22 protein-coding genes and 2 pseudogenes are annotated in these 20,934 nt (G+C 67.6%); 15 read left to right on the top strand and 9 right to left on the bottom strand.

Translation table 11 applies throughout. The features are described from left to right. The first annotated feature begins 81 nt into the window (after window positions 1–81). The 7 genes from ABD481_RS08770 (at window position 82) to ABD481_RS08740 (ending at window position 6,753) form a co-directional block, all read left to right on the top strand. Window positions 82–657 carry a DUF3558 family protein gene (locus ABD481_RS08770; RefSeq protein ID WP_344665043.1) on the top strand — a complete coding sequence of 192 codons (576 nt, stop codon included), beginning with the start codon at window positions 82–84 and terminating at the stop codon, window positions 655–657. After that, window positions 654–2,321 carry a hypothetical protein gene (locus tag ABD481_RS08765; protein ID WP_344665042.1) on the top strand — a complete coding sequence of 556 codons (1,668 nt, stop codon included), beginning with the start codon at window positions 654–656 and terminating at the stop codon, window positions 2,319–2,321. Before ABD481_RS08770 ends, ABD481_RS08765 begins: the two co-directional genes overlap by 4 nt. Before the next feature lie 377 nt (window positions 2,322–2,698). Then, on the top strand, window positions 2,699–4,585 hold the full coding sequence (locus ABD481_RS08760; RefSeq protein WP_344665041.1) for a cell wall-binding repeat-containing protein: 1,887 nt from the start codon (window positions 2,699–2,701) through the stop codon (window positions 4,583–4,585). A 326-nt stretch (window positions 4,586–4,911) separates the two neighbouring features. Then, window positions 4,912–5,472, top strand: coding sequence for a DUF1697 domain-containing protein (locus ABD481_RS08755; RefSeq protein ID WP_344665040.1), 561 nt, complete (start codon window positions 4,912–4,914; stop codon window positions 5,470–5,472). A gap of 128 nt (window positions 5,473–5,600) precedes the next feature. Next, the gene (locus ABD481_RS08750) at window positions 5,601–5,963 is read left to right on the top strand and encodes a hypothetical protein (RefSeq protein ID WP_344665039.1); all 363 of its coding nucleotides are present in this window, start codon (window positions 5,601–5,603) and stop codon (window positions 5,961–5,963) included. Window positions 5,964–6,115: 152 nt separating this feature from the next. Further along, window positions 6,116–6,370: a hypothetical protein gene (locus ABD481_RS08745; RefSeq protein WP_344665107.1), complete on the top strand. Its 255-nt coding sequence runs from the start codon at window positions 6,116–6,118 to the stop codon at window positions 6,368–6,370. Next, a complete protein-coding gene (locus tag ABD481_RS08740) occupies window positions 6,367–6,753 on the top strand; it encodes a transposase family protein (protein WP_344665105.1) in 387 nt (128 codons plus the stop codon). Before ABD481_RS08745 ends, ABD481_RS08740 begins: the two co-directional genes overlap by 4 nt. A 187-nt stretch (window positions 6,754–6,940) precedes the next feature. On the opposite strand, the gene ABD481_RS08735 is transcribed toward ABD481_RS08740, so the two are convergent. Continuing rightward, window positions 6,941–7,501 (bottom strand): TetR/AcrR family transcriptional regulator, encoded by a 561-nt coding sequence (locus tag ABD481_RS08735; protein ID WP_344665038.1) that lies wholly within the window; start codon window positions 7,499–7,501, stop codon window positions 6,941–6,943. 93 nt (window positions 7,502–7,594) lie between these two features. Here ABD481_RS08735 and ABD481_RS08730 point away from each other — a divergent pair, with 93 nt between their 5' ends. The 3 genes from ABD481_RS08730 to ABD481_RS08720 are packed head-to-tail and all read left to right on the top strand — an operon-like array spanning window position 7,595 to window position 9,031. Next, window positions 7,595–7,918 (top strand): DMT family transporter, encoded by a 324-nt coding sequence (locus ABD481_RS08730; protein ID WP_344665037.1) that lies wholly within the window; start codon window positions 7,595–7,597, stop codon window positions 7,916–7,918. Beyond that, a complete protein-coding gene (locus tag ABD481_RS08725) occupies window positions 7,918–8,388 on the top strand; it encodes a DUF5360 family protein (protein ID WP_344665036.1) in 471 nt (156 codons plus the stop codon). Before ABD481_RS08730 ends, ABD481_RS08725 begins: the two co-directional genes overlap by 1 nt. A 40-nt stretch (window positions 8,389–8,428) precedes the next feature. Beyond that, on the top strand, window positions 8,429–9,031 hold the full coding sequence (locus ABD481_RS08720; RefSeq protein ID WP_344665035.1) for a barstar family protein: 603 nt from the start codon (window positions 8,429–8,431) through the stop codon (window positions 9,029–9,031). Between the two features lie 30 nt (window positions 9,032–9,061). Here ABD481_RS08720 and ABD481_RS08715 read toward each other — a convergent pair whose 3' ends face one another. The 3 genes from ABD481_RS08715 to ABD481_RS08705 form a co-directional block, all read right to left on the bottom strand. Then, entirely contained in the window at window positions 9,062–9,319 is a 258-nt protein-coding gene (locus tag ABD481_RS08715) for a helix-turn-helix domain-containing protein (RefSeq protein WP_344665034.1), read from the bottom strand. Beyond that, a complete protein-coding gene (locus tag ABD481_RS08710; protein WP_344665033.1) occupies window positions 9,316–9,975 on the bottom strand; it encodes a DUF2975 domain-containing protein in 660 nt (219 codons plus the stop codon). Before ABD481_RS08710 ends, ABD481_RS08715 begins: the two co-directional genes overlap by 4 nt. Before the next feature lie 84 nt (window positions 9,976–10,059). Further along, complete coding sequence (locus tag ABD481_RS08705) at window positions 10,060–10,239, bottom strand: hypothetical protein (RefSeq protein ID WP_344665032.1); 180 nt, start codon at window positions 10,237–10,239, stop codon at window positions 10,060–10,062. Window positions 10,240–10,319: 80 nt separating this feature from the next. Here ABD481_RS08705 and ABD481_RS08700 point away from each other — a divergent pair, with 80 nt between their 5' ends. Next, entirely contained in the window at window positions 10,320–12,260 is a 1,941-nt protein-coding gene (locus ABD481_RS08700) for a right-handed parallel beta-helix repeat-containing protein (protein ID WP_344665031.1), read from the top strand. Between the two features lie 212 nt (window positions 12,261–12,472). Here ABD481_RS08700 and ABD481_RS08695 read toward each other — a convergent pair whose 3' ends face one another. Next, window positions 12,473–14,437 (bottom strand): Cys-Gln thioester bond-forming surface protein, encoded by a 1,965-nt coding sequence (locus tag ABD481_RS08695; protein ID WP_344665030.1) that lies wholly within the window; start codon window positions 14,435–14,437, stop codon window positions 12,473–12,475. Window positions 14,438–14,873: 436 nt separating this feature from the next. Here ABD481_RS08695 and ABD481_RS08690 point away from each other — a divergent pair, with 436 nt between their 5' ends. Next, window positions 14,874–15,947 (top strand): Glu/Leu/Phe/Val dehydrogenase dimerization domain-containing protein, encoded by a 1,074-nt coding sequence (locus ABD481_RS08690; RefSeq protein WP_344665029.1) that lies wholly within the window; start codon window positions 14,874–14,876, stop codon window positions 15,945–15,947. A 105-nt stretch (window positions 15,948–16,052) separates the two neighbouring features. Here ABD481_RS08690 and ABD481_RS08685 read toward each other — a convergent pair whose 3' ends face one another. Further along, window positions 16,053–16,538 (bottom strand): VOC family protein, encoded by a 486-nt coding sequence (locus ABD481_RS08685; RefSeq protein WP_425559126.1) that lies wholly within the window; start codon window positions 16,536–16,538, stop codon window positions 16,053–16,055. A gap of 627 nt (window positions 16,539–17,165) precedes the next feature. Here ABD481_RS08685 and ABD481_RS08675 point away from each other — a divergent pair. Then, a pseudogene (locus ABD481_RS08675) lies at window positions 17,166–17,276 on the top strand (catalase); the annotation flags it as partial. Here ABD481_RS08675 and ABD481_RS47350 read toward each other — a convergent pair. The 3 genes and pseudogenes from ABD481_RS47350 to ABD481_RS08660 form a co-directional block, all read right to left on the bottom strand. Continuing rightward, window positions 17,277–17,435: pseudogene (locus ABD481_RS47350) on the bottom strand (catalase); the annotation flags it as partial. Window positions 17,436–17,866: 431 nt separating this feature from the next. Continuing rightward, the gene (locus ABD481_RS08665; RefSeq protein WP_344665027.1) at window positions 17,867–18,271 is read right to left on the bottom strand and encodes a hypothetical protein; all 405 of its coding nucleotides are present in this window, start codon (window positions 18,269–18,271) and stop codon (window positions 17,867–17,869) included. Between the two features lie 5 nt (window positions 18,272–18,276). After that, a complete protein-coding gene (locus ABD481_RS08660; protein WP_344665026.1) occupies window positions 18,277–18,966 on the bottom strand; it encodes a hypothetical protein in 690 nt (229 codons plus the stop codon). 223 nt (window positions 18,967–19,189) lie between these two features. On the opposite strand from ABD481_RS08660, the gene ABD481_RS08655 reads away from it, so the two are divergent. Continuing rightward, on the top strand, window positions 19,190–19,939 hold the full coding sequence (locus ABD481_RS08655) for a DUF6193 family natural product biosynthesis protein (RefSeq protein WP_344665025.1): 750 nt from the start codon (window positions 19,190–19,192) through the stop codon (window positions 19,937–19,939). A gap of 186 nt (window positions 19,940–20,125) precedes the next feature. Next, window positions 20,126–20,764 carry a HEAT repeat domain-containing protein gene (locus ABD481_RS08650; protein WP_344665024.1) on the top strand — a complete coding sequence of 213 codons (639 nt, stop codon included), beginning with the start codon at window positions 20,126–20,128 and terminating at the stop codon, window positions 20,762–20,764. The last annotated feature ends 170 nt before the right edge of the window (window positions 20,765–20,934 follow it).

Here is a 20,934-nt window from a genome sequence, read left to right as displayed (position 1 = left end):
TGCTTTCCCTCGGAGGCGTATGCGTCATGACCTGGCTCCCCTACCGTCGGCTTCAGTGACGCCGAAGACAGGGGGAGACCAGTGGCCCGCAAGCGCCTTGCCGCATTTGTCCTGGTGGCCTGCCTGGGTGTCGCCGGGTGTGGTTCGTCCGGGACGGTTTCCGGTGCGCCGTCAGCCCCGTCCTCTACTGGGGGCGCCGATCAAGCCGCCACGACGAGCGACCCGGGCGCGGTCGCCGCGTCGAGCTCGGAATCCGATGCGCTTCCGGTCGCCACGGATCCGTGCAAGCTGGTTACCAAGGCCGAGGCCCAGAAGCTGATCGGCACCGCGTTGCAGGACGCCGTCGAGGCCGGGCAAGGGACGGACGCCCCGTCCTGCACCTACAGCGGGCCGACGAGCGGGCCGACGGCGCAGGTGGAGGTGCACACCGGGGATGGCGCGAAGAAGTACTACGACCTCCAGCGCGGCCCGCTCGCCCACCAGTTGCAGGCCGAGTCCGGGATCGGCGACGAGGCGTGGATCGACAAGGACGACATGAGCATCTTCGTCCGCAAGGGCGACGGGTGGTTCGTCATCCATCTGGTCTCGCTCGACGACGTCGAGAAGTTCCTTCCCGGCCTGCGGACGGCCGCGAAGGCCGCGGTGGCCCGGATATGAAGCAGCGCGCTGCTCGCCGGGCCAGGGCCCGGACTCTCCCGGCCATCGCCATTGTCATCGCGCTCGTCGGGGCGTGCGGCGAGAGCGGCTCGGTGACGCAGAACCCGACGACCGGCACCACCAGCGGCGCCCCGGCGTCCAGGGAAGCGATCGTGGCCTACGGCTACGCGCCCGACCCCCACGGCACCGCGGTCTACCAGCCCGACGTGGTGCTGGTCGGCGGCGGGCCGCAGATCGTGCGCTCGGTCTCGGACGACGGCCTGACCTGGACCATCGACGGCCACGCGCCGAACGCCGACAAGCTGGCGGTGGGCAGCGTCATGTTCGCGACCAGCCGGGCCGTCGGCCGGGTGCTGTCGCTGCGCCGACAGGGCTCTGATCTGGTGCTGCTCCTGGCCCCGGTGAACTTCACCGATGTCGTCAAGGACGCGCACATCACGGTCGACCAGGCTCTGGACGTGAGCGGGATGACGGTCCAGGAGATCCCCGGCCAACGTGACCAGCTGTCGGATCAGGGGCCTGCGACCGGTGGGGCGACGCCGACTTCGGGCGCGCCCGCGACCACCACGACGGACGCCGCCGCCGTGACCGGGCCCGACGGCGCCGCCGACAACACCACCGGCATCACCCCCAATACCGCCCCCGGCACCGCCGTACCCGCGGACTTCCACCCCGCCGTACCCGCGGCCTTCCACCCCGCCCCGGACGCCACCATCACCCTGCCCGCAGTCCAACTGATAGCAGCGCCCCCAGGCTCCGGCACCCTGCCCCCGCCCAAGCCGAACGGCGGCGCCAAGATCCCGATCACCGTCGGCGCCTGGACCGCGACCGTCTCGGCCGACGCCACGTCGCTGGGCATGCAGCTCGACCACAAGAGCGACTCCGGGCTCAAAGCCACCGTCACCATGAAGTTCCCGGTCGACAACCTGCACATCGGCTCGGACACCACGGTCGTCGGCGGCAAGGCCACCGCGACCGGCTTCACGATCACCGGGATCAAGGGCATGGAGGTGTCCCTGTCCGGGGGCGCCGGCAACGGCTCGGCGGACAACTCCAAGGTGAAGTTCGAAGTGCCGATCGAGATGCACTTCCCGATCCCGCCGGGCCCGGCCACCGCGGGCCTGCCGGTGGACATCTCGCTCAAATGGTCGTTCCTGATCGAGACCGCGCTGACCGGCAAGAACAGCACCGTCTTCGCCACCGGCAAGTACACCCTCGACGGCCCCCTCGGCATCACCGCGCACGGTGGTGTCCAGGTCCCGAAGCTGACCGTCCAGCAGAGCCTCCTGGACAGCATCAGCGGCATCGCCATCGGCCCGTCCGGCATCGTCGGCGCCACGAAGATCAAGGTCCGGGTCGGCTTCGGCACCCCGGCGGCCAGCGCCGGCCCCTACGTCGCCCTCACCGCCTCCACGGGCATCACCCAGGGCTCGGCCCTCGGCGCGTCACTGGTCCGCTGCCACGGCGCCACCCTGGACCTGAAGTTCAGCACCGGGATCGGCATCGAGGTCAGCCCACAGCTGCTGTCGTTCCTCAAAGCCCTGTTACCGCCGAAGTCCAAGTTCGAGGGCGGCTGGGAGAGCAGCGTCGAGACGTCGACACCGATCTTCTCCAAGAGCCAGACCCAACCGGACGTCCCCTTGTGCGCCGGAGCCGGAGGGTGAGGCGTCAGGGCGCTTCCGCCGTCGAGAAGGCAGCCATGCTTCGGTGGTGAAGCAGGTGCTCGTGTTGACGGACTCTGTCAGCCTTCTGATTTAATCGCGGCTGGTGATGGCCAGTGTGCGGCGACAGTCGGGATTCAACGAACCAGCTCCGAACATGTATGCCAGAGGTCTGACTCAATACTCCCGCCGCGCAGGCGTAAAGGGTCATGCCACGTGCTGGACCAGGTGGCTAGAGTGGTCCGGCATCAGCATCCGAACGGGGAGGGTATTTCCGCGTGGCTTCTTTGAGTTCGAGTGGTCGAACCGTGTTCGCCGGGGCCGTGGCGTGCGGTATAGCGGCGGTCGCCTCGCCTGCTGCGTCAGCGGCTGTGTCGCACGTGTCGACGTCGGTGGCGCCGTTGACCAGCGGGCAAGTGTTGTTCATCTACCATGATCACCAGAGTGCGCCAGGGCAGATCGCGGTCGCGAACAGTGATGGGTCGCAGCTGCGGGTCATAGTACCGACCGGTGGTGGGTTGCAGTCGACGGACATCCTCCAGCGGCCCCGATTCTCGCCGGATGGCAAGCACCTGTCGTTTCTGGCGGGCGATGCGTTGTACGTGGCAGACCCGGACGGCTCGAACGCCACCAAGGTCGCCGTCACGCCGGCCGCGGGCGAGACCGTCTCCTTCGGCGACTATGAGTGGAGCGCGGACAGCGCGTCGCTCTACATCAGCCTGACACCGGGGATCGACCAGAACCCCCAACTCGCCGAAGTCCGCCCGGACGGGTCCGGCCTTCACAGCTTCGGCCCGTCTACCAGCCCGTACGGCTTCTCCGTCGCCACACGCACTGGCGAGATCGGCTTTCCGAGCGGCCAGAAATACGTGATCTTCGATCCGACCACCGGGACGACCCGTACCATCCCCTGGCAGGGAGCCGGAATCACCGCCTTGTCTCCCGATGGCAAGTATGTGGCCTACCTCACCAAGGGTGCGATGGACGGCGAAGAGGACATCAATGTCCAGCCCGCCGACGGTTCACCCGGCTGGACCGCGCTGCCCTGGGTCTACTACAACCAGTACCTTCCCGCCTGGTCGCCGGACGAGTCGCAGCTGGCGTACGAGTCGGCAGCCAACCTGGGTGCCGGATCGGGAGTGCGGGTCACCGTGGGATCCAGTTCCGGCCACGGGCCGGCCCTGGTCAACATCCCGGTGAACACCGGGTCGGGCACGCTGTTCGGCACGCTCGGCGAGAGCCCGTCCTGGGTTCCGCTTCCGGCCGGGGCACCGCTCCACCCGCCGACCGACGGGGTCGTGCACCCGGTGGTCGGCCCCAAGGTCTACCGCGACGCCGGAGGGGACCGGGTCCAGACCGGCATCGCGATCTCCAAGCAGCGCTGGACGGCGTCCGGATCGGCCAAGGCGGTGGTTCTGGCCACCAGCTTGAACTTCCCCGACGCGCTGTCCGGCGGCCCGCTGGCCGCCAAGAAGGGCGGGCCGCTGCTGCTCACCGACGGCTCCGCCGGCCAGCTCGACCCCCGGGTGCTCGCCGAGATCCAGCGGGTCCTGCCTCATGGCGGCGCCGTCCACGTGCTCGGCGGTGACAAGGCCGTGAATCCGTCGATCGTGGCCCAGCTGAAGTCCTTGGGCTATGCCGTGGTCCAGTACAAGGGCGCCGACCGGGCCGATACGGCGCTCCGGGTGGCCCGTGACGGCATGGGCTCACCCCAGCACGTCGTCGTCGCCACCGGCGCGGGCTTCGCCGACGCGCTGGCCGCGGGCCCCTACGCGGCAGGCCCGTTCGCCGACGCGTCGGGTGCGCCGGGTGCGATCGTGCTCTCGAACGGTGCCGCCCTGGACCCGGCGACCGCCGCGTTCCTCAAAGGCAAGACGGTCGCGACCGTCGGCGCCCAGGCCGGCAAAGCCTGGCCGACCGCGGTGAAGTCCTTTTCCGGGACCGACCGCTTTGACACCGCGGCCCGCGTCGCCCGCGAGTTCACGGGGGTTTTCGCGAACACTCAGGTCGGAGTGGCCAACGGCATCGCTTCCACCAAGAACCCCGGCTACCCGGACGCCCTGACCGGCGGCGCCTACATGGCCGAATCCAACGGCCCGATCGTCCTGGTCGACGGGATCGCCAACATCGTGCCCGAGACGACGAGGTCGATCCTGTCCGCCCGGACCGGCGACTCCCGCGCGGACATCTTCGGCGGTGAGAGCATCATCTCTCCCAGCCTCGCGGCCTCCATCGTGTCCCTGCTGCATGGCACTGCCCAGTTCTGAGTCCGTAGCGGGCTGCTACTCATCAGGGCGACGCTGAACTGCCCTGCCTGGCCCTGCCCGGCCCTGCGTTACCAAGGCCAAGACAGCCCCGGCGATGGTGCATCTCCTAGACGATGCGCCATCGCCGGGGCTTCATTAGAGATCCACCATCTTGAAGGTGCTGGTCAGTTCGCTGGTGTGGCAGGGCTCGTGGGTACTCGAGCTGGTCGTGGGCGGTTGTCTGCGGTCTTGATCGTCTGACTGGTGTCCCTGGTCGGTCGGCCGGGGCGTCGGCATGGTTGGTGGCGTTCCGGCAGTGGCGCCCGAACGGAGTAGCCTGTCCGATCATGAGCACCCGTCTGATTCTCCTGCGCGGCATCAATGTCGGCGGAAGAAACAAGGTGCCCATGGCAGACCTGAGGAAATGCCTGGAGGGCCTTGGGTTCTCCAGGGTGTCAACGTACATCGCCAGCGGTAACGCGATCTTGGACTCTGACCAGCCCGCCGAAGAGATCCAGGCTCGGATCGAAGGTGCGTTGCCCGAGTGCTTCCAACTGGATAGCGAGCTCATCAAAGTCCTGGCGCTAACTCACGGGCAACTGCAAGCCATCGTGGACAACAGGCCCGACGGCTTCGGTGAGCAGCCCCAGAAATACCACAGCGATGCGATCTTCCTGATGGGTATCTCCCCAGCTCAGGCCATGTCCGCATTCGACCCCCGAGAAGGCGTCGACTGTGTCTGGCCAGGTGACGGTGTGGTCTACTCGCAGCGTCTCAGCGCGATGCGTACCAAGAGCCGCCTGAGCAAGGTCCTCAGTACCCCGGTCTACAAGTCGATGACGATCCGCAGCTGGAGCACGACGATGAGTCTGCTCGAGTTGGTGGCGAATGAAGATCCATCATCCTGAAGCCGCTGGTCATATATCGCCGTTGTGGAGGGTTCAGGGGTGCTCGTGGGCAGTTTCTGTGTCTTGATCGGGTGACGTTTGCCTGTTTCGGCGTCGCGGGGGTGGTGCCTGTTCCTCCGTTGTGTCGCATGACGGATTCCGTGATGCTGGAGCGGATCGCCGCTCGGCGTGCCGGCCTGGAGCTGCTGGAAGAGGAGCTGGTCAAGCAGCTGGCCGACGTGCGGGTCGAGCGTGACGAGCTGGTGGTCGCCGAGCGGGTCGTGCAGCGGATCAGTGAGCAGGGGTTCGGGGAGTACCTGTCGCTCGCGCCGGCGCCGCCGGAGGTCCAGGTGGGCGGCCGGCCGGTGCTGCTGATCCCGGCCAGGACCGCCGGCCTCGGCCCCGATTCGCTGCCGGCGGGCTACCAGCGCATCCTGACCATCGTGCGGGACGCGGCCGGGCCGGCCACGGTCCGGGCTGTGGGCGAGGAGCTGTTCACGATCGCCTTCTAAGACAGCTGATTCGCCAGGCCCTTACCGCTGCGTGCTCGGCCGCGAGCCCCGAAATGGCCGCTGAGAGCGATTATGCGGACCCTGATATGGGGTGAACCGGGCGCCCCACGGAGGGTTTCGTAAGGGGCGTCCCCGGTGCTCGTTGAAGTCGTGTGAAGAACAAGAACCAGCCGGACGGGGACGCCGTCTCCCTGGTCTATCAGTGTCGTCTGCCGCTGTCCACGAACACCGTCACCTACGTCGCCAGCCTGCTGCGCAGGCACCTGAAAACGATCGGCTCCCGCTGGCGGTCCCTGCCGGCGGGCCGGATCGTCGTGCTCGTGCTCGCGATGCTGCGCCACGACCAGCGCGCCGCCGACCTGCCCGGCGGCAACGATGTCGCGGAGTCGACGAGAACGGTCGGCTGATCTGGATCTCCGCCGCCCGGCCCGGACGCACCCACGACATCACCGCCGCCCGCCGCGACCACATCCGCGACCACATCGTCGACCACCTCAAAGCCGCCGGCCTCGGAGCCCTGGCCGACCTCGGCTTCCTTGGCCTCGATCCCGGCGGCAAGAACAACGACCCGGTGGTCATCACCGGCTACCGGTCCACCAAGAAGCGCAAGCTCACCAGCGGCCAGAAGACCGCCAACAAGGTCATCTCCGCAGCCCGCGCCCTCGTCGAGCACGGCTTCGCCCACCTGAAGACCTGGCGCGTGCTCACCAAGCTCCGCACCGACCCAGCCCGCGCCACCAACCTCCTGCGGGCCCTGCTCGTCCTAACGAACCTCGAAGTCAACCGGTGACGGACGATCAAGACCATGGACCACCGCGCACGACCAGCATGAGCACCTGCGAACCCTGCCACACCAGCACCCTCACCAGCGAAAACCAAGATGGTGGATCTTCATTGCATTGTTCGCTCGCGTGCTCGTGCTCGCGCCCTAGCGCCCTCGCGCCCTCGCGCCCCGGCGACCTGGCGCCGGTGGCAGGTCAGCCCCGGGCCAGCTCGTCGAGCGTGCGCCGGACTGCCGTGAGCGTCTTCCCGGACAACGGCGGCAGATCCAGGACGAGACTGGTCCACCAGCCGTCGACGGCGAGCCGGACGAGAGTGGCGATGCCCTCGGGGAGGCCGTCGGCCTCCAGTCGGGCCTGCCAGCGTTCGTAGGCGCTTTTCAGGGGCGCCAACAGGCCGGGGTCCAGGGCCAGCGCGCCGAGCAGCGCGGTGCTCATCGAGTCCGGGCCGGTGTGGACATGCCCGGGTTCGCCCATCGTGACCTGGATGTAGGCGCGGGTGAACGCGCCGGGGGAGCCGTCGGCCGACGCGGTCACCAGGGCATGGTCCACGCCGTCCACCACGCGGCGGACCAGTGCGGAGGCCAGGGCGTCTTTGCTCGGAAAGTGGTACAGCAGGCCGCCCTTGCTGACGCCGGCCTCGGCGGCTACTGCCTCCAGGGTGAGGGCCGAGGCCCCTTGGGAGCTCACGACCTGTTCGGCGGCGTCCAGGAGCCGATTGCGGGTCGCGCTGCTCTTGCTCGTCGGTGGGGCGTTCATGGGCGTACTTTACCGTCCGGACGGATTTACTGTACCGTCTGGACGGTACAGTTCGAGCCCGGAGTCCGGGCGGGTTCAGTGAGGAGCGGCCGCATGGGATGGCTGTACCTGACGGCGGCGATCGCCGCCGAGGTCACCGGCACGTTGGCGCTGAGGGCGGGCGACGGGTTCTCCCGGGTGGTCCCGTCAGCCTTGGCGCTCGTCGGCTACTGCGTCGCCTTCGCGCTGTTCGCCGCGTCGCTGAAGGCGATCCCGGTCGGGGCGGCGTACTCGGTGTGGTCCGGGCTGGGCACGGTCGGCGCAGCCGTCGGCGGCCTGGTGCTGTTCGGGGAGCGACCGTCCCGCATGGCGGTGGCCGGGATGGCGGTCGTCCTGGGCGGAGTCCTGATGATCGCGCTGGCGGGGGTGAATGACTAATGGCTCTTATACGGAGCGACGACGCGTTGCTGCGCCGAACCGCGTGGCTCATGCTCGGCACCGACATCGGGTTCTTGCTCTATTGGACGCTCGTCACTGTCCACGCTCTCCCGCCGGAGCAGATGTTCCACGACTACGATCAGCCGAGCGTCGCGGCTTGGAACTGGTCGTTTCTGCCGCTGGACCTCTTGGCGTCGGTAACCGGATTCCTGGCACTGCGAGCTCTGCGGCGGGGGAGGCCGATCGGCCTGGCGCTGCTGCCGCTGAGCCTTACGCTCACGTCCACGGCCGGCGGCATGGCGTTGGCGTATTGGGCGGTGGCCGGAGACGTCGAACTGTCGTGGTGGTTGCCGAACGCGTTCCTACTGGTCTTCCCGATTCCGGCTATGACGCGGCTGGCACGGACCCGGGCTTTCGCCGACCGGCCCGGGAGCGTGCCGGGCTTAGGTTCAGAGGAGAGTCGCGGGTAACGGCTTCGGTTGTTGGACACCTGCGTGCGAAGATCGCGGCATGAACGGACCCACCCTCACCGGGCGCAGGTCTCCCTGGGTCGTCTTTACCGCCGCCGATGATCCGTGGCTGAGGACGGAGACGGCCGCCCTGGAGGACGCGGGCGGACTGGTCCTCCGGCTGAACGGTAAGGATCTGCTCGAACCGGCTCTCCTCTTCCAGACTTTCGCTCGGGAGCTCAACTTCCCCAGCTACTTTGGCCGCAACTGGGATGCGCTGGTCGACTGTCTACAGGACTGGCATGGCCCCGGGCATGGGATGCGGGATGTCGTGGTCCTTATCGAGGATGCCGATGCGTTGCTTGGTGCGGAGTTCCTGGGACTGTTTGTCTCGGTGCTGTGTCAGGCGGCTTGGATTGCGAACCTTCGTCTCGACGGCGACGGCGACGGCGACGGCGACGGCGACGGCGACGGCGTTCGGGACGGGAGCCGCCTGCCGTTCGGCCTGCACTTCGTCCTGCTGCTGAACCACACGTCGCCCGCAGCCTTCGCCCAGGCAGCGGAAGCTGGCATGGACGTGGTCGTCGCCCTGTCGGACGGAAGGCTGACCGCGTCACTCCTCGATGCGGAGTGGCCCGGCGATCCGTTCTGGAACAGCGCCTAAGCTCCCTGCACCGGCCTCACAACCCAGCTTCTATGGATCGCTGAGATCAACCGTGTTCCGACGTGGCCGGAAGCTGAGGATGTCTCCGGGCTGGCAGTCCAGAACTTCGCAGAGCGCGGTCAGTGTCGTGAAGCGGATGGCCTTGGCTCTGCCGTTTTTGAGGATCGACAGGTTCACAGTGGACACTCCGACCAGCTGAGAGAGTTCGGTGAGTGTCATGCCTCGGTCGGCGAGCAGCCGGTCGAGGTGCACGGAGATCGTCGGTTCCAGGTCATCGGAGGCCGTCACACCGTGCCCTCAAGGTCTTCGCGCATCACCGAGCCGACCCTCATGATCCGCGCGGCGGTGATCAGCCCGACGCCGAAGAAGATGACGGCCCACGATCCGTGCAGGTAGCCATACCAATGGCCGGGACCGATGTGGTCGGTCACCATCCTGCTCAGCAGCCTGATTCGAACGGCGGCCACGATGACGGTCGCGATCACCTCTCCTGCAAGCCGCCACCAGCCGAGGGTTCGTAGCGATCGGGCGAGGTCTGGAGTGAACAGACCATTCTTGGCGGCATCGCGCAGCAGTCGTCGGACCAGATAGAACGCCCCCGCGAACAGGACGAACCCCGTCACCTGGGCGATGGTCAGCGTCACAGCCTGGCCTGTGGTCGGATGCAGGAGGCAGATGCTGGCGGACCGCATCGAGGCGCTGGTGCCCGGACGAAGCCCGCCTGGTTCGACGGTGACCCCCGTGGCGTGGAAGTCGCTGTCGTCTGTCGGTACGCACACCGAGTAGGGAACGGTTCGGCTCCAGCCGAAGAAGCTCGTGCCGTGGCTGAAAACCGCCATGCCCGCCCCGAGCACCGTGATCACCACCAGCCCCGAGAAGATGATGTCAACCACGGCAAGCAAGGGTTGCAGCGGATCGCGCTGCTTCAGTGTGATCGCTGCCATCCGAACCGCCCCCATCGATTATCGTTGCCATCGAAAAACGTAACCAACGAAAAACGATATGACAAGAGCCCTGAGATCACCGACTCACTCCGCAGCGTGCGAGGCGCTATCAAGTCCGTCCCCAACGCGCCCCAGGGAGATCGTGGGCTCATTCATCTGCGGAAGACCAAGCGCCGCGATGATCTGCTCCGGCTTCGTCGCGAGGCTCGGGTGATGATCCAAGACTGCTTGCTGTGCGGCCGTCAGCTGGACGGTGGTCACCACCCAGTTCACCTTGACGATCAACAGAGCCCCGACCCGGATCGCTGCGTCTTTGGTGGGCTGCAGCGCGCAGGCGCATCGCAATGGCCTCCATCGCGACCGGACTCGCCGCTGTGCCGTTCCTGGTATTCGCGCCGGCGGTGGCGGCGGCGAGCGTGATCAACGTCGGGCTCGCCGGCGTGAACTCAGCCACCTGCGGCTCGGTGGCGGCGCCATGTCGGACGATCAGCTACGCCTACTCCGTGCGTGCCGCCGCTGGGGACACGATCAAGGTCGGGCCGGGCACCTTCGGCTCGGCCGATCCGGAGGATGGCTACGGCTTCCTCAACATCACCAAGACCGTGCACCTTGAGGGCGCGCAGGCGGGCGTGGACGCCCGCAACCGCTCCGGGCCGGAGACAGTGATCGCCAACGACTACACAGGTGTCGCGCCATCCCAGATGTTCTATGTCGACGCCGCCGGTGTCACCGTCGACGGCTTCACGTTCGACGGCTCGAACCTGCTCGGTCACGACATCCTGTCCGGCGCCGGGGTGCAGACCTCGAAGGACAGCGCGGGGTGGCAGGTGATCAACGACGTCTTCACCCATTCGAGTATGGGCGCGTACCTCGGTTCGAGTGCGTCGTCCGCCGGCAACCTGGTCACTCACGACCTCTTCGACCACGACGACGACCCGGCGTCCACGGTCGGCAACGCGGGCATCTACTCCGACCACCCGCTGCACAACGTCCTGATCACGGAGAACACCTTCCGCGAGCCCGGGAACCCGGTGCTGATCGCCACCTCCGACCCGTCCACCCCGTCCACCGGGATCGAGATCACCCACAACGACATCGCCGGCGGCGACTACATGTCCTTCTACGCCGCCCGCGACGTCACGATCACCGACAACGCGATGGACGGCGGCACCGGCGGCGTGGCGCTCGGCGGCGGCGTGGTCGGCATGGACATCGAGCGCGACACGATGTCCGGCAAGACTGAGGACGTCATCCTCGCGGGCGACTACTACAGCGTCGGCCCCAACAGCGCCTTGACCGTCGCCGAGAACACGATGAACTCCGCTGGCGTGGACGGCTTGGAACTCGCCGACACCAGCGCGGTGACCATCCGCCACAACCGGATCCAGAATTCCGGGCACGACGGCGTGGCGTTCACCGCGGGCGGCGCCACCGGTCGGAGACTGACCCTCCCAGGACGCCCCGCCGCGCCCGCCGCAGGGGCGGAGGCGAGCAGCGCGAGCATCACCGCGAACACCATCACCGGCTCCGGCGCCCCGCAGTCGGCGATCGACATCGCGGACGGCGCCTTCACCGGACCGATGACCGTGCAGTTCAACCGGATCGTGGACAGCGCCGGGGACAGCGGTGTTGTCGACGACTCCCCGACCGCGACCGTCGACGCGCGCTGGAACTGGTGGGGCTGCAACACCGTGCCCGGCGGCTCCGGCTGCGACACCCCGAGCGGAAGCAACGCCGCGGCGGTCTCATTCGCCCCCTGGCTCACCCTGGACATCGTCGCCGCCCCGCCGCAGATCCCGGCGGGCACCTCCGCCCTGATCTCCTCCGACCTCACCGTCGACAGCATGGGCGCGGTGCAGACGGGCCCGTTCTTCCACTCGGTCGAGGACCTGTTCAGCGCCACGATCGGTACCGTCGCCCCGCCGGCCGTCGCGACCACGACCCGTCAGCACGCGAGCACGACGTGGCCCGCCGGGCAGGTAGCCCCGCAGCAGATCTGCAGTCATGTCGACCACCAGACAGTGTGCCTGAGCTTCGCGCCGAGCCCCGCGCCGACGCCGACCCCAACGCCCATCCCAACACCGGCCCCGACGCCCCCGACGCCCGCGTCCTCCACACCCCGGCCCCAGCCGACGCCGACACCGATGCCCAAGCCGCAGAAGTCCCGGCTGCCCGCCACCGGAGCCGCCGACCTCGCACCGCTCACCGGTCTGGCGCTCGGACTGCTCGCCGCCGGAGCTTTGAGCACGATGGCCGTGCGGCGGCATCGCGGCGGACACCGCTAGCTCGGCCGAGCGGGCACGCGACCATGCGCTCGTTGACGAGCGCGGTCGCCCCGCGGACTCGGCCGGCGAGTTCAGGTCATTGTCCCTGCGGATTGCTGTAAGGGGCCTTATCGCGAGTGCGAAGGAAGGTGCCGGGACGGCCGCCGGGCGCCGGCCGCCGACCGCCGGGCGCCGGCCGCCGGTGTCGACCACGGTTGGCGGCCAATCGGCGATTATGAGCGCGAGGCTGGCGGCCGGGGTGAGAGCGGCGGGGCGTGGCTGGTACAGGTGGTCCCTCGCGCGGTGGCACGGGCAGCGATGATCAGTCCCAGGCCAAGGACGGTGAGAGCGGCGGCCGGACCTGCCGGGAGCGCGGGGATGCCGGTGGCCGGAAGCCGGGGCGGTGCCGGAGCGTCCGGTGGTTTCGGCGCGTCCGGCGGTGTCGGGAAGGCTGGCGGCGTCGGGTTGACGACCGGCGCCGGTGTCGGTGCGGCAATCACCTGGAAGGTTTCATCGGGCTGGCCCAGGCCGTGGCCGACAGGGACCTCGGCTCCGGTGAGCAGCTGGCTGGTGGTCGTGGTCTGGAAGCTGTAGCAGCCGGTACTGGTCACGGTGACCGGCGGAGTCCGGAGCGTCTGGCCGCCGGTGACAGTTTCCGGCGGCAGGACGGCGGCGGTGGGCAGCGTCGGTGCGGTCCAGTCGAGGCCGGTGCAGGTGCCGGCGTCGTTGGGCGGCAGCGGCCCGTGGAGCGTGGTTGTGACGGTCATGGCAGCCCGGTCGGGCAGCCCGAGTACGGTGATGCGGTCGCTGACCTGCCCGCCGGAGCTGGTCCGGTCGGTCGAGGCCTGCGTGATGACGAGCAGTGGTGGCGGTAGCGGTTTGGGGACCACGCGCAGGCTTTCGTCGGGATCGCCGGGAGGGATCGTGGCGTCGGGGCCCAGCGCCGGATGCAGTACTGAGGCGTAGGTGTAGCACCCGGGGCGGTCCAGGGAGCTTGAGGGAGTGCTCAGTTCGGAATCGGCGCTCACGGTTCGGACGTATACGTGCTCGACGGCGGCGTTCGCCGTGTCCCAGTCGATGTCGCGGCAGCCGCCCGGCGGCGGAGGCACCGGGCCGTAGAGCGTGGTGGTCAGCTGGGCCGGGGCGTGCAGGCCGACGACGGTGAGCACATCGGTGACGCTGTCCCCGGCGATCAGCTCGGCGGATCCGGTCGGCACCGAGGCCCGGCTGGTCAGCCGTGGTTCGTCGGGAGTGACCAGGACAGTGCGCTCGGACTTGCCGAGCAGGACGCGCTGCTGCGCCAGCATCATCGACTGGACGCGCTGGGTGGGGTCGCCGACCATGAAGGTGCCGATGCCGGCCGGCACCGGGCCGCTGACCGCGATGCCGGCCGAGGCACCGCTGGGCCTGATCCACAGCTGCGTTCCGGGCGGCAGCGTGGTGCCGCTGACGAAGGGGTGGGTGCCGGCGGCATCGGTGAAGGCCTCGGCGTCCGAGACGGTGGCGGCCAGATCTCCGACGGCGTTGGCGCCCAGGGTATAGGGACCCAGCAGGGCGCCGGGCGGACCGCCGACCGGCCCGGTGATCGCTGGCGTGGGGTCGGCCGGGGCCGGGGCCGCACCCGCGGTCAGGACGTCGTCAACGATCTTCATGACGACGTCGTACAGCGCGGGGGTCTGGTAGTCCGGAGGCATCACGATGCCGTCGGTGAAGTAGTGGATCGCCATCGCGACGGCTCCGGAGCGTTGCCGGTTGGTGTTGGCCGTGTCGGTGGCTTTGGCCGGTACCGCCGGAAGGTCGGTGGCCGGCCAGTAGTTTTGCAGGATGCGCTGGACGTAGCCCAGGTTGCGGGTGCTGTTGTGGGCCTGCGGGTCGTATCCCGTGCCTGACAGCTGGCCTGCGGCGTACTGAACGCAGTACCCGGACGTGATCACCACAGCGCTCGGGTCGGTCCTGGGGTTCTTGTCGTAGAAGTTGTAGCGGCAGGCGTTGGTGCCCCCGACGCGGGTGAACCCGGACGGATCGTAGCCGAAGGCCGGGTAGCCGGCGGTGATGTCGTATCCGGACGGGACCGCGTACGGTTTGGGCTGGGTGTCCCGGGCACCCACCTCCAGGCAGCCGTTCGTTCCGTACTGGAAGGCGGCGAATGGTGCGGTTGGTTCCTGCGCCACCGCCGGACTCGCTACTCCGACCGTCATGCCCCCGCAGGCGATGACCAGCGCATGCCTGATCGCGAACGCCACACCGCGCCTGGACAGCCGATGACGAGGTTCGTGACAGCCGACAAGGCTCCGCAGAACACCGGTGAAGCGTGACATTCAACGTATACTTCTACGTTCTGTATCTGTGTTCTTGCAGGCGCGCAGGTACGCGGGTATGCAGCTACCAGGAGTTCGCCGATTGCGGCGCTGCTTTGAGCATATTGAAAGACTGGCCCGACGAAGACGCTATCGCGCCTCTGAGCCGTGAGTGTGAATTTTCCGGCCCACGGCATTCGATTCTCGATTATGTCGATGATGACGCATACGGTGCTGCATGCCCTTCGGATCCGGCCTGCATGCCCGCGGGAGTGTGGCTGATCGCCTGGGCCTGAAGAAGAAACGTCGGTGACGGTCTAGATCAAGGGGCGTCCACATGTCGGTTTTCTCTGAACTGGACGGGCACGAGCAAGTCATCCACTTCAGCGATGAGCGGTCGGGGCTTCGGGCGATTATCGCGATTCATAATACTGTGTGCGGACCGGCCCTCGGCGGCACGCGGATGTACCCGTATGCGGATGAGCGAGAGGCGCTCGCGGATGTGCTGCGCTTGTCGCGAGGCATGACGTATAAGAGCGCTGTCGCCAAGCTTGATCTGGGAGGCGGTAAAGCGGTCATCATTGGTGACCCTGCCGTGGACAAGACGCCGCAGCTGCTCGCCGCCTACGCCCGGTGTGTGCAGTCGCTCGACGGTCGGTATCTGACAGCTTGTGATGTCGGTACGACGGTCGAGGACATGGATGTGCTCGCGAAGGGGTGCGATTTCGTGGTCGGCCGCTCCACCGAGCAGGGCGGTTCCGGTGACTCCTCGGTGCTGACGGCACTCGGTGTGTTCCAGGGCATGCGTGCCTGCGCCGGGCATCGCTGGGGTGTGGCGTCGCTGCGGGCCCGTCGGGTCGGCGTGGCGGGGGTGGGCAAGGTGGGCAGGCGCTTGATCGAGCATTTGCGGGCGGACGGCGCGTACGTGATCGCCGCGGATCCGGACCCTGCGGCCCATGCCTGGCTGGCGCACAGCTACCCGGAGGTGGAACTGGCGGCCGACACCGCGGCGCTGGCAGCTGCCGAGCTCGATGTCTTCGCCCCCTGCGCACTGGGCGGAGCGTTGGACGACGACCTGCTCGCGGTGCTTACGGCCAGGATTGTCTGTGGGGCGGCCAACAACCAACTCGCGTACCCCGGCATCGACAAGCAGCTGCGTGATCGCGGCGTCCTGTACGCCCCGGACTTCGTAGTGAACGCCGGCGGCGTCATCCAGGCCGGGGACGAGGCCATGGCACTCATGCGCGGAGACCATTTCCATTTCCCCCGAGCGGGTTTGCGGGCCGCGGAGATCTTCGATACCACGGTGACGATTCTGCGCGCAGCGGACGACGCGGACATCACCCCGGCTCAGGCGGCCGATCGGCTGGCTGAGGAAAGGATCGATCACCGGCGGGCCGTCTACTGCTGACTTGGGCCCGTGGGAGAGCTCGGAACGGTGATGGTGAGCTGTCTTTATAGTCCACAGTCGCCGCGCGGGGGAGTGGTCGGGATTCGGCACCTGGGCAACGGATGCTTAGGCGCGGCTGACGTAGATGCAAAAGGGGTGGCCTGCGGGGTCGGCGTAGACGCGCAGCGGCTCCTCGGAGTCTTCGGAGCGGTCCTCGATCAACCGGGCGCCGAGTTCTTGGGTGCGTTCATGCTGTGCGTCCAGCTCGGCCTTGGTGCGGACGGCAAGGTCCAGGTGGAGCTGCTGGTGGACGGGCCCGTTGGGCCACGTCACCTCCGGCATCACACTGACTTGCTGGAATGCCAAGCGAGGGTGGCCAGCTCTGTCCCACAGGTTCAACCAGTCCTCGCCTGCCGGGTCCGGCTCCCCAGCCGCCGGCGGCTCGTGCCCGGGGCGATATTCGAATCCCAGCAGCTGCCGGTAGAACTCGGCCAAGGAGCGCGCGTTGGTGGAGTCAAGCACTACTTGTCGAAGCTCTGGAGAACTGTTCTCGGCTGTCACAGGAGGTGCCTTTCTCGCACGGAGTTGGCGTGGGCCTGGTTTGGCCAGCATTCGATGGTGTTCTGGCGGGCCGACTCACTCGTTTTCGGAAGGCGAGGTCGACGTCGACGTTACGAGCTCAGGCCAGTGCGCTGGGCAGTTCCAGGGGATCGGACGGGGCGTCAGGCTTGGCGGCGGCGAGCACCTTGAGCAGGACGATCGCATCCATTGGGACTGCCTCCTGGGTTCGCGGGCGGGACCAGTCGCCGCCGCATGCAGGCCCGGTGCCCTTGCGCCACAGGGTCAAACGTGAGTCGGTGATGGTTCACCCGCAGGTACGGATCCTGATGCGGTCAGAGCCTTCAGCCGTTTGGTGTAGTGAGCACGCAGATGGGCCAGCCCTGGCGGAGCTGGCCCATCCGTGTTGGCTGCGTCTTGACCGAGTGCCTGCACCGATCCCTCGCCGCCGGCACCAGCACGGCGTCGTACAGGACTGACGCCGTGGTCGGACAGTGCGGCGACGAGGCTCGCGGCCTGCCGCGCGTCGAGCCCGTCGGCGGCGAGCACGGCGACCTTGCGGGTGCTCGGGTCGCCCGGGAGCAGGTTGTCCTGACTGAGCGCGGGGGAGGTCCGGCCTTCGTTCGCGTGACCCACGTCGACGCCGACCTGGCGACGCACATCGCCGAAGGCCTGGGCGTGCTACGCCCCGAAACTTCCTGGACGGCAACAACCCGCATCCCGCGCAGCCTGCGGATGATGCAGGGCTTCGGCGTGCACACGTACCGCTTCGTCAACGCGGACGGCTGCGGCGCCCTCCCGGGTGTAGAACTTCGTGGCGAACCCACGCACGTCCCGCACCGTGTCGGCCGAACCGCGCGGACCCTGCACCGTGGAGAACCGCACGAACACCGGAGTCCGCAACCCGGCCTCGGACAGGAAGTCCGCGCAGGTGATGTCGCTCAACGATTCGCAGCGAGTTGTCGGTGTCATCGATCCGAAGGTCCTGATCAGTAGTGAGAACTTCTTGGGACGAACGGATCGGAAATACTCAAGCTGTTCGTTCTTGGGATCCTCGCGCTCAGCTCCGCTGCCTGCGGTATCCGGGCCGACTGGCATGGTTGCTCCTCCGGTAACGCTTCACGTCTCGTAGCCGGAGCCGGGTGCCCTGGAACAAACGACGCAAACGGCCGCTGCTTAGCCTTGCCGCTGCCACGGGGTTACGTGACCGGAGTGCTCTGGTCACTCAGAGCCGGTCGAGGCGAAGGGAGAAGGGGAACCTGCCGCACGGGCTGCTGGCAAACGGCGATCCGGGTTGTGGACCTGGTGGTTCGCACGGTGAGTGTGAACAACTGTCGTCGGAGTTGTTCGACTTCAGCCGGCGAATCGTTGCCGGCCCAGCGTCAGAGTTGGTCGATGACAGCTTGGATTGCCTCACCGCTGAGCTCGATGATCACCGCATCCTGCTGGAGCTCGGGAACCAGGTTGGCGCGCTGGTCAGCACTGGAGACCAAGGCTATGCCCTCCTGGAGCAGCACGGCTGCTTCGAGCGCGTTGGCGAGTTCTGCGACGACGCCGAGGACAAGGCCGCGGCAGAAATGGGTCAGCATGACGCTGCCCAGGCTGCCGTCCGGGTCGGTGTTGGCGTAGACGTCGGCCTCGCCGCCGTCTGGCATGCGCAGTAGCAGGAAGTTGTGTTCCGGCTCTTGTCTGGCGACGTGAGGAGACGTCACCGTCTGGAACGTCGCTTGGTCCATTGGAACGGTGTTCCCGCGGTCGAATCGGCGCAGCCAGATGCTGTAGCTCATGGGGCTCAGTACTTGACCCAGGCGAACCTGGTCTTGAAGGCGTCCCGACCGGCGGCGAAGTCCTCGAACAGGGTGACGGCGTCGTCGAGGTCGTCCGCCAGGACGCGGAAGTGCCGGTCTGCGACGCCTTCGCGGTATTCGAGAGCGAACTTCCCATCCGGGACGTTGCCAGCGCGCTGACCGATACCGACCTGGACGAACCAGCCCTCGTCCCGTTCCAGGCAGGCGTAGAAGTTCGCTTGCGACAACTGCTCAAGCTGCGAACGCAGATCCTCCGGGCGCGGGTCGATGATCATGCTTCCGTTGCACGACTCCAGCAGGAGGCTGCCGGAGAAGCGTGTCTGCGGCGGGTTGTGAACGACGCCTGTTGAGGGGTCGAAGCAGACCAGCCGGTGCTGTGCGGCTAGTTCTTCGACCGTCGGGCCGACTTGCGAGACGCGAGAGAGACCGATGCTGAGGATGATGCGGCTGGCCGTGGCGTCCGGGCTCATGTTCCAGGGGGAATCGTCGATCGTGTCGTCGCTGAGAGCCTCCAGCGGGGGGAACCGCGCGATCAGGTCGTCGTGAAAGGCCGGCACCGCGGCATCGGGGATCACCGAGTCGTTCTGGCTGCGCGCGAGTTCGTGGCAGATCGCCATCGCCCTTTGCGCGGTGACGGGCTGCGGCCCATGCCAAAGGTAGAGGTCGTAGCTCATCGGATGATGCCTCCTCGCGGGTCGGCGGCGTGGTCGCTTCGGATCGTAGGGGAAGCACAGGCCAGGCCCGGTTCGTTTTCGATCACTTCGCGAATCGCTTCGTGGTGCGCTGGCTCTGCCAGATCGCACCGTCGAAGGCTTCCATCGGGGTGAACCGCTGCGCGAGGTGGAGACCAGCCTGAGCCTGGATCTGGCGATTGCGGGTGCGGCACAATCTTGACCCGTGGGCATTCCCAATAACCCCGATGACCACTATCCCGATGTCGTAGCCGCAGGCAGCCTCGCCGCGGCGCTTCTAGCCATCGCGGCCGAGAGCGGACCGACATTCCCGGTCATCCTCTCCGAGGCGAATCCGCTCGGCCGCGCCACCGTCCCCAGTACGGTCCCTCACCGGAACGCCATGGCCATCAACGGCTACACCTGGAAGCGAAACTGGTACATCCGCGGCGAGGAAGCCTTCCAGGACATGGAACTCATCGGTGGGGACACCGACGACCTCGCGGAGATCGCCAAGGCGGCGCGGGCGTGGCATGACGGAGCGACGCTGACCGACATCCGCGAAACCGCGTCGTTCGTCCACCTGTCGGGCCGCTTCGAAGTCGCCGACAACGATCCAGCCCAACTGACCGCATCAGAGTGGCAGCACATGCGAATCGAGGCCGGCGAAGCCGACTGGCCCCAATATCACGAGCTCATCGAGGCGGCATACGCTGAGCCGACGCTGCGGGTGCTCTATCCATTCACCAGCCACTGGACCCTGCGATTCTCCACCAGCACCCGCCCCTGTCTCACGCCCCTTCCGCCCTGCCTGGCCGCACCCCGGCGCGAAGGGCGATACACCCTCAACGCCCACTTCATGGGCGACGTGATCACCGAGGCCACGACGGCAGACGAGGCCGTGACAGCGCTGCTGAGCCACATGCCTTCCGGGCTCGGCACCGTGACCTTTGGCGCGGCGCCGCAAAACGACTGAGGCACAAGCGGGGGTTTGGGAGGGCCGCTACTCGCCGAGTGCGCAGCTCGCGAACCATATCGTGCACCAAGGCACACGGTCGCAGGCTGCGCAGTACACCGTTCCGTTCCTCGTCCGCATGCCCTCGACACACGGCAGTCGAACCGGCATCGGATCGTCGGGCTGCTGGTCGCCATCGCGATCGGGTTGGACAACAACTACCTGCCGAACGGCTACGACCCGGCTCGGGACCGAGCCACCCTGGAAGCCGTGCGCGGCGAAGCCGACGAGTGGACCAGGTGGATCTCCGAGGCCGCCGACGACGAGCAGCGCCGACAGCGCGAGGTGTCATGCGCACAGGTCCTCATTGACGTCGAAGCGGCAGTGCGCTCCTATGACGCTGTCCGCGAAGCACTTCCAGTCCTGTCTGTTCTCTTGGGCTCGGACAGCCCTGAACTGCGGGCCGAGACAGCCAACCTGCTGGCCTGGTTTCCCGAGCACGCAACGACGTCGGTCCCCCTCCTGGAGGCATTCATTGCCGGCGAAGCCTCACCCGGCGCGGCGGCCACAGGGATCGTCGCCCTCAGTCTCCTCGGGGAACCGGCAACCGTCCCCTTCATTCGCCGCTACCTTGACAGCCCGACTGTCGAGCTACGCTGGGCGTCGGCGTTCGCGCTGACGCGGTTCGGGATGTTCTTCTTGAGCGGTTCCTATATCAGTCTCGCGACGATGGCTCTGGCTGCGACCTCCGAGGCCACGACACTTCGGGGAGTCGATGCTGTGCTGGTCCGGACGCTGGGACCAGCCGGGCAGGCAGGGGTACCGACTGAACGGCAGCCGTTGTAGAACATCGTGGAGACGGCACGCTCGGTATTCAGCGCCGCCGCGGCCTCCGTCTTCCAGGTCGACCAGCGCACCGGCGAACTCGTCTTCGAGGCCGTCGCGAGTGCGGGCGAGCAGGACCTCGTCGGCAAGCGGTTCCGCGCCGGAACCGGGATCACCGGCTGGGTGGCGGC

This window comes from Catenulispora yoronensis (assembly GCF_039531695.1).
GTDB lineage: Bacteria > Actinomycetota > Actinomycetes > Streptomycetales > Catenulisporaceae > Catenulispora > Catenulispora yoronensis.
Note: the sequence above shows the minus strand (reverse complement) of the source record. Positions and strands in the feature narration are given on the sequence as shown.

What these genes read in the sequence shown, in the direction of transcription:
- ABD481_RS08765 (WP_344665042.1), top strand. Translation starts at nt 654, where the DNA reads ATGAAGCAGCGCGCTGCTCGCCGGGCCAGGGCCCGGACTCTCCCGGCC.
- ABD481_RS08755 (WP_344665040.1), top strand. Translation starts at nt 4,912, where the DNA reads ATGAGCACCCGTCTGATTCTCCTGCGCGGCATCAATGTCGGCGGAAGA.
- ABD481_RS08750 (WP_344665039.1), top strand. Translation starts at nt 5,601, where the DNA reads ATGACGGATTCCGTGATGCTGGAGCGGATCGCCGCTCGGCGTGCCGGC.
- ABD481_RS08735 (WP_344665038.1), bottom strand. Translation starts at nt 7,501, where the DNA reads ATGAACGCCCCACCGACGAGCAAGAGCAGCGCGACCCGCAATCGGCTC.
- ABD481_RS08730 (WP_344665037.1), top strand. Translation starts at nt 7,595, where the DNA reads ATGGGATGGCTGTACCTGACGGCGGCGATCGCCGCCGAGGTCACCGGC.
- ABD481_RS08725 (WP_344665036.1), top strand. Translation starts at nt 7,918, where the DNA reads ATGGCTCTTATACGGAGCGACGACGCGTTGCTGCGCCGAACCGCGTGG.
- ABD481_RS08720 (WP_344665035.1), top strand. Translation starts at nt 8,429, where the DNA reads ATGAACGGACCCACCCTCACCGGGCGCAGGTCTCCCTGGGTCGTCTTT.
- ABD481_RS08710 (WP_344665033.1), bottom strand. Translation starts at nt 9,975, where the DNA reads ATGGCAGCGATCACACTGAAGCAGCGCGATCCGCTGCAACCCTTGCTT.
- ABD481_RS08700 (WP_344665031.1), top strand. Translation starts at nt 10,320, where the DNA reads ATGGCCTCCATCGCGACCGGACTCGCCGCTGTGCCGTTCCTGGTATTC.
- ABD481_RS08695 (WP_344665030.1), bottom strand. Translation starts at nt 14,437, where the DNA reads ATGACGGTCGGAGTAGCGAGTCCGGCGGTGGCGCAGGAACCAACCGCA.
- ABD481_RS08690 (WP_344665029.1), top strand. Translation starts at nt 14,874, where the DNA reads ATGTCGGTTTTCTCTGAACTGGACGGGCACGAGCAAGTCATCCACTTC.
- ABD481_RS08685 (WP_425559126.1), bottom strand. Translation starts at nt 16,538, where the DNA reads ATGCTGGCCAAACCAGGCCCACGCCAACTCCGTGCGAGAAAGGCACCT.
- ABD481_RS08665 (WP_344665027.1), bottom strand. Translation starts at nt 18,271, where the DNA reads ATGAGCTACAGCATCTGGCTGCGCCGATTCGACCGCGGGAACACCGTT.
- ABD481_RS08660 (WP_344665026.1), bottom strand. Translation starts at nt 18,966, where the DNA reads ATGAGCTACGACCTCTACCTTTGGCATGGGCCGCAGCCCGTCACCGCG.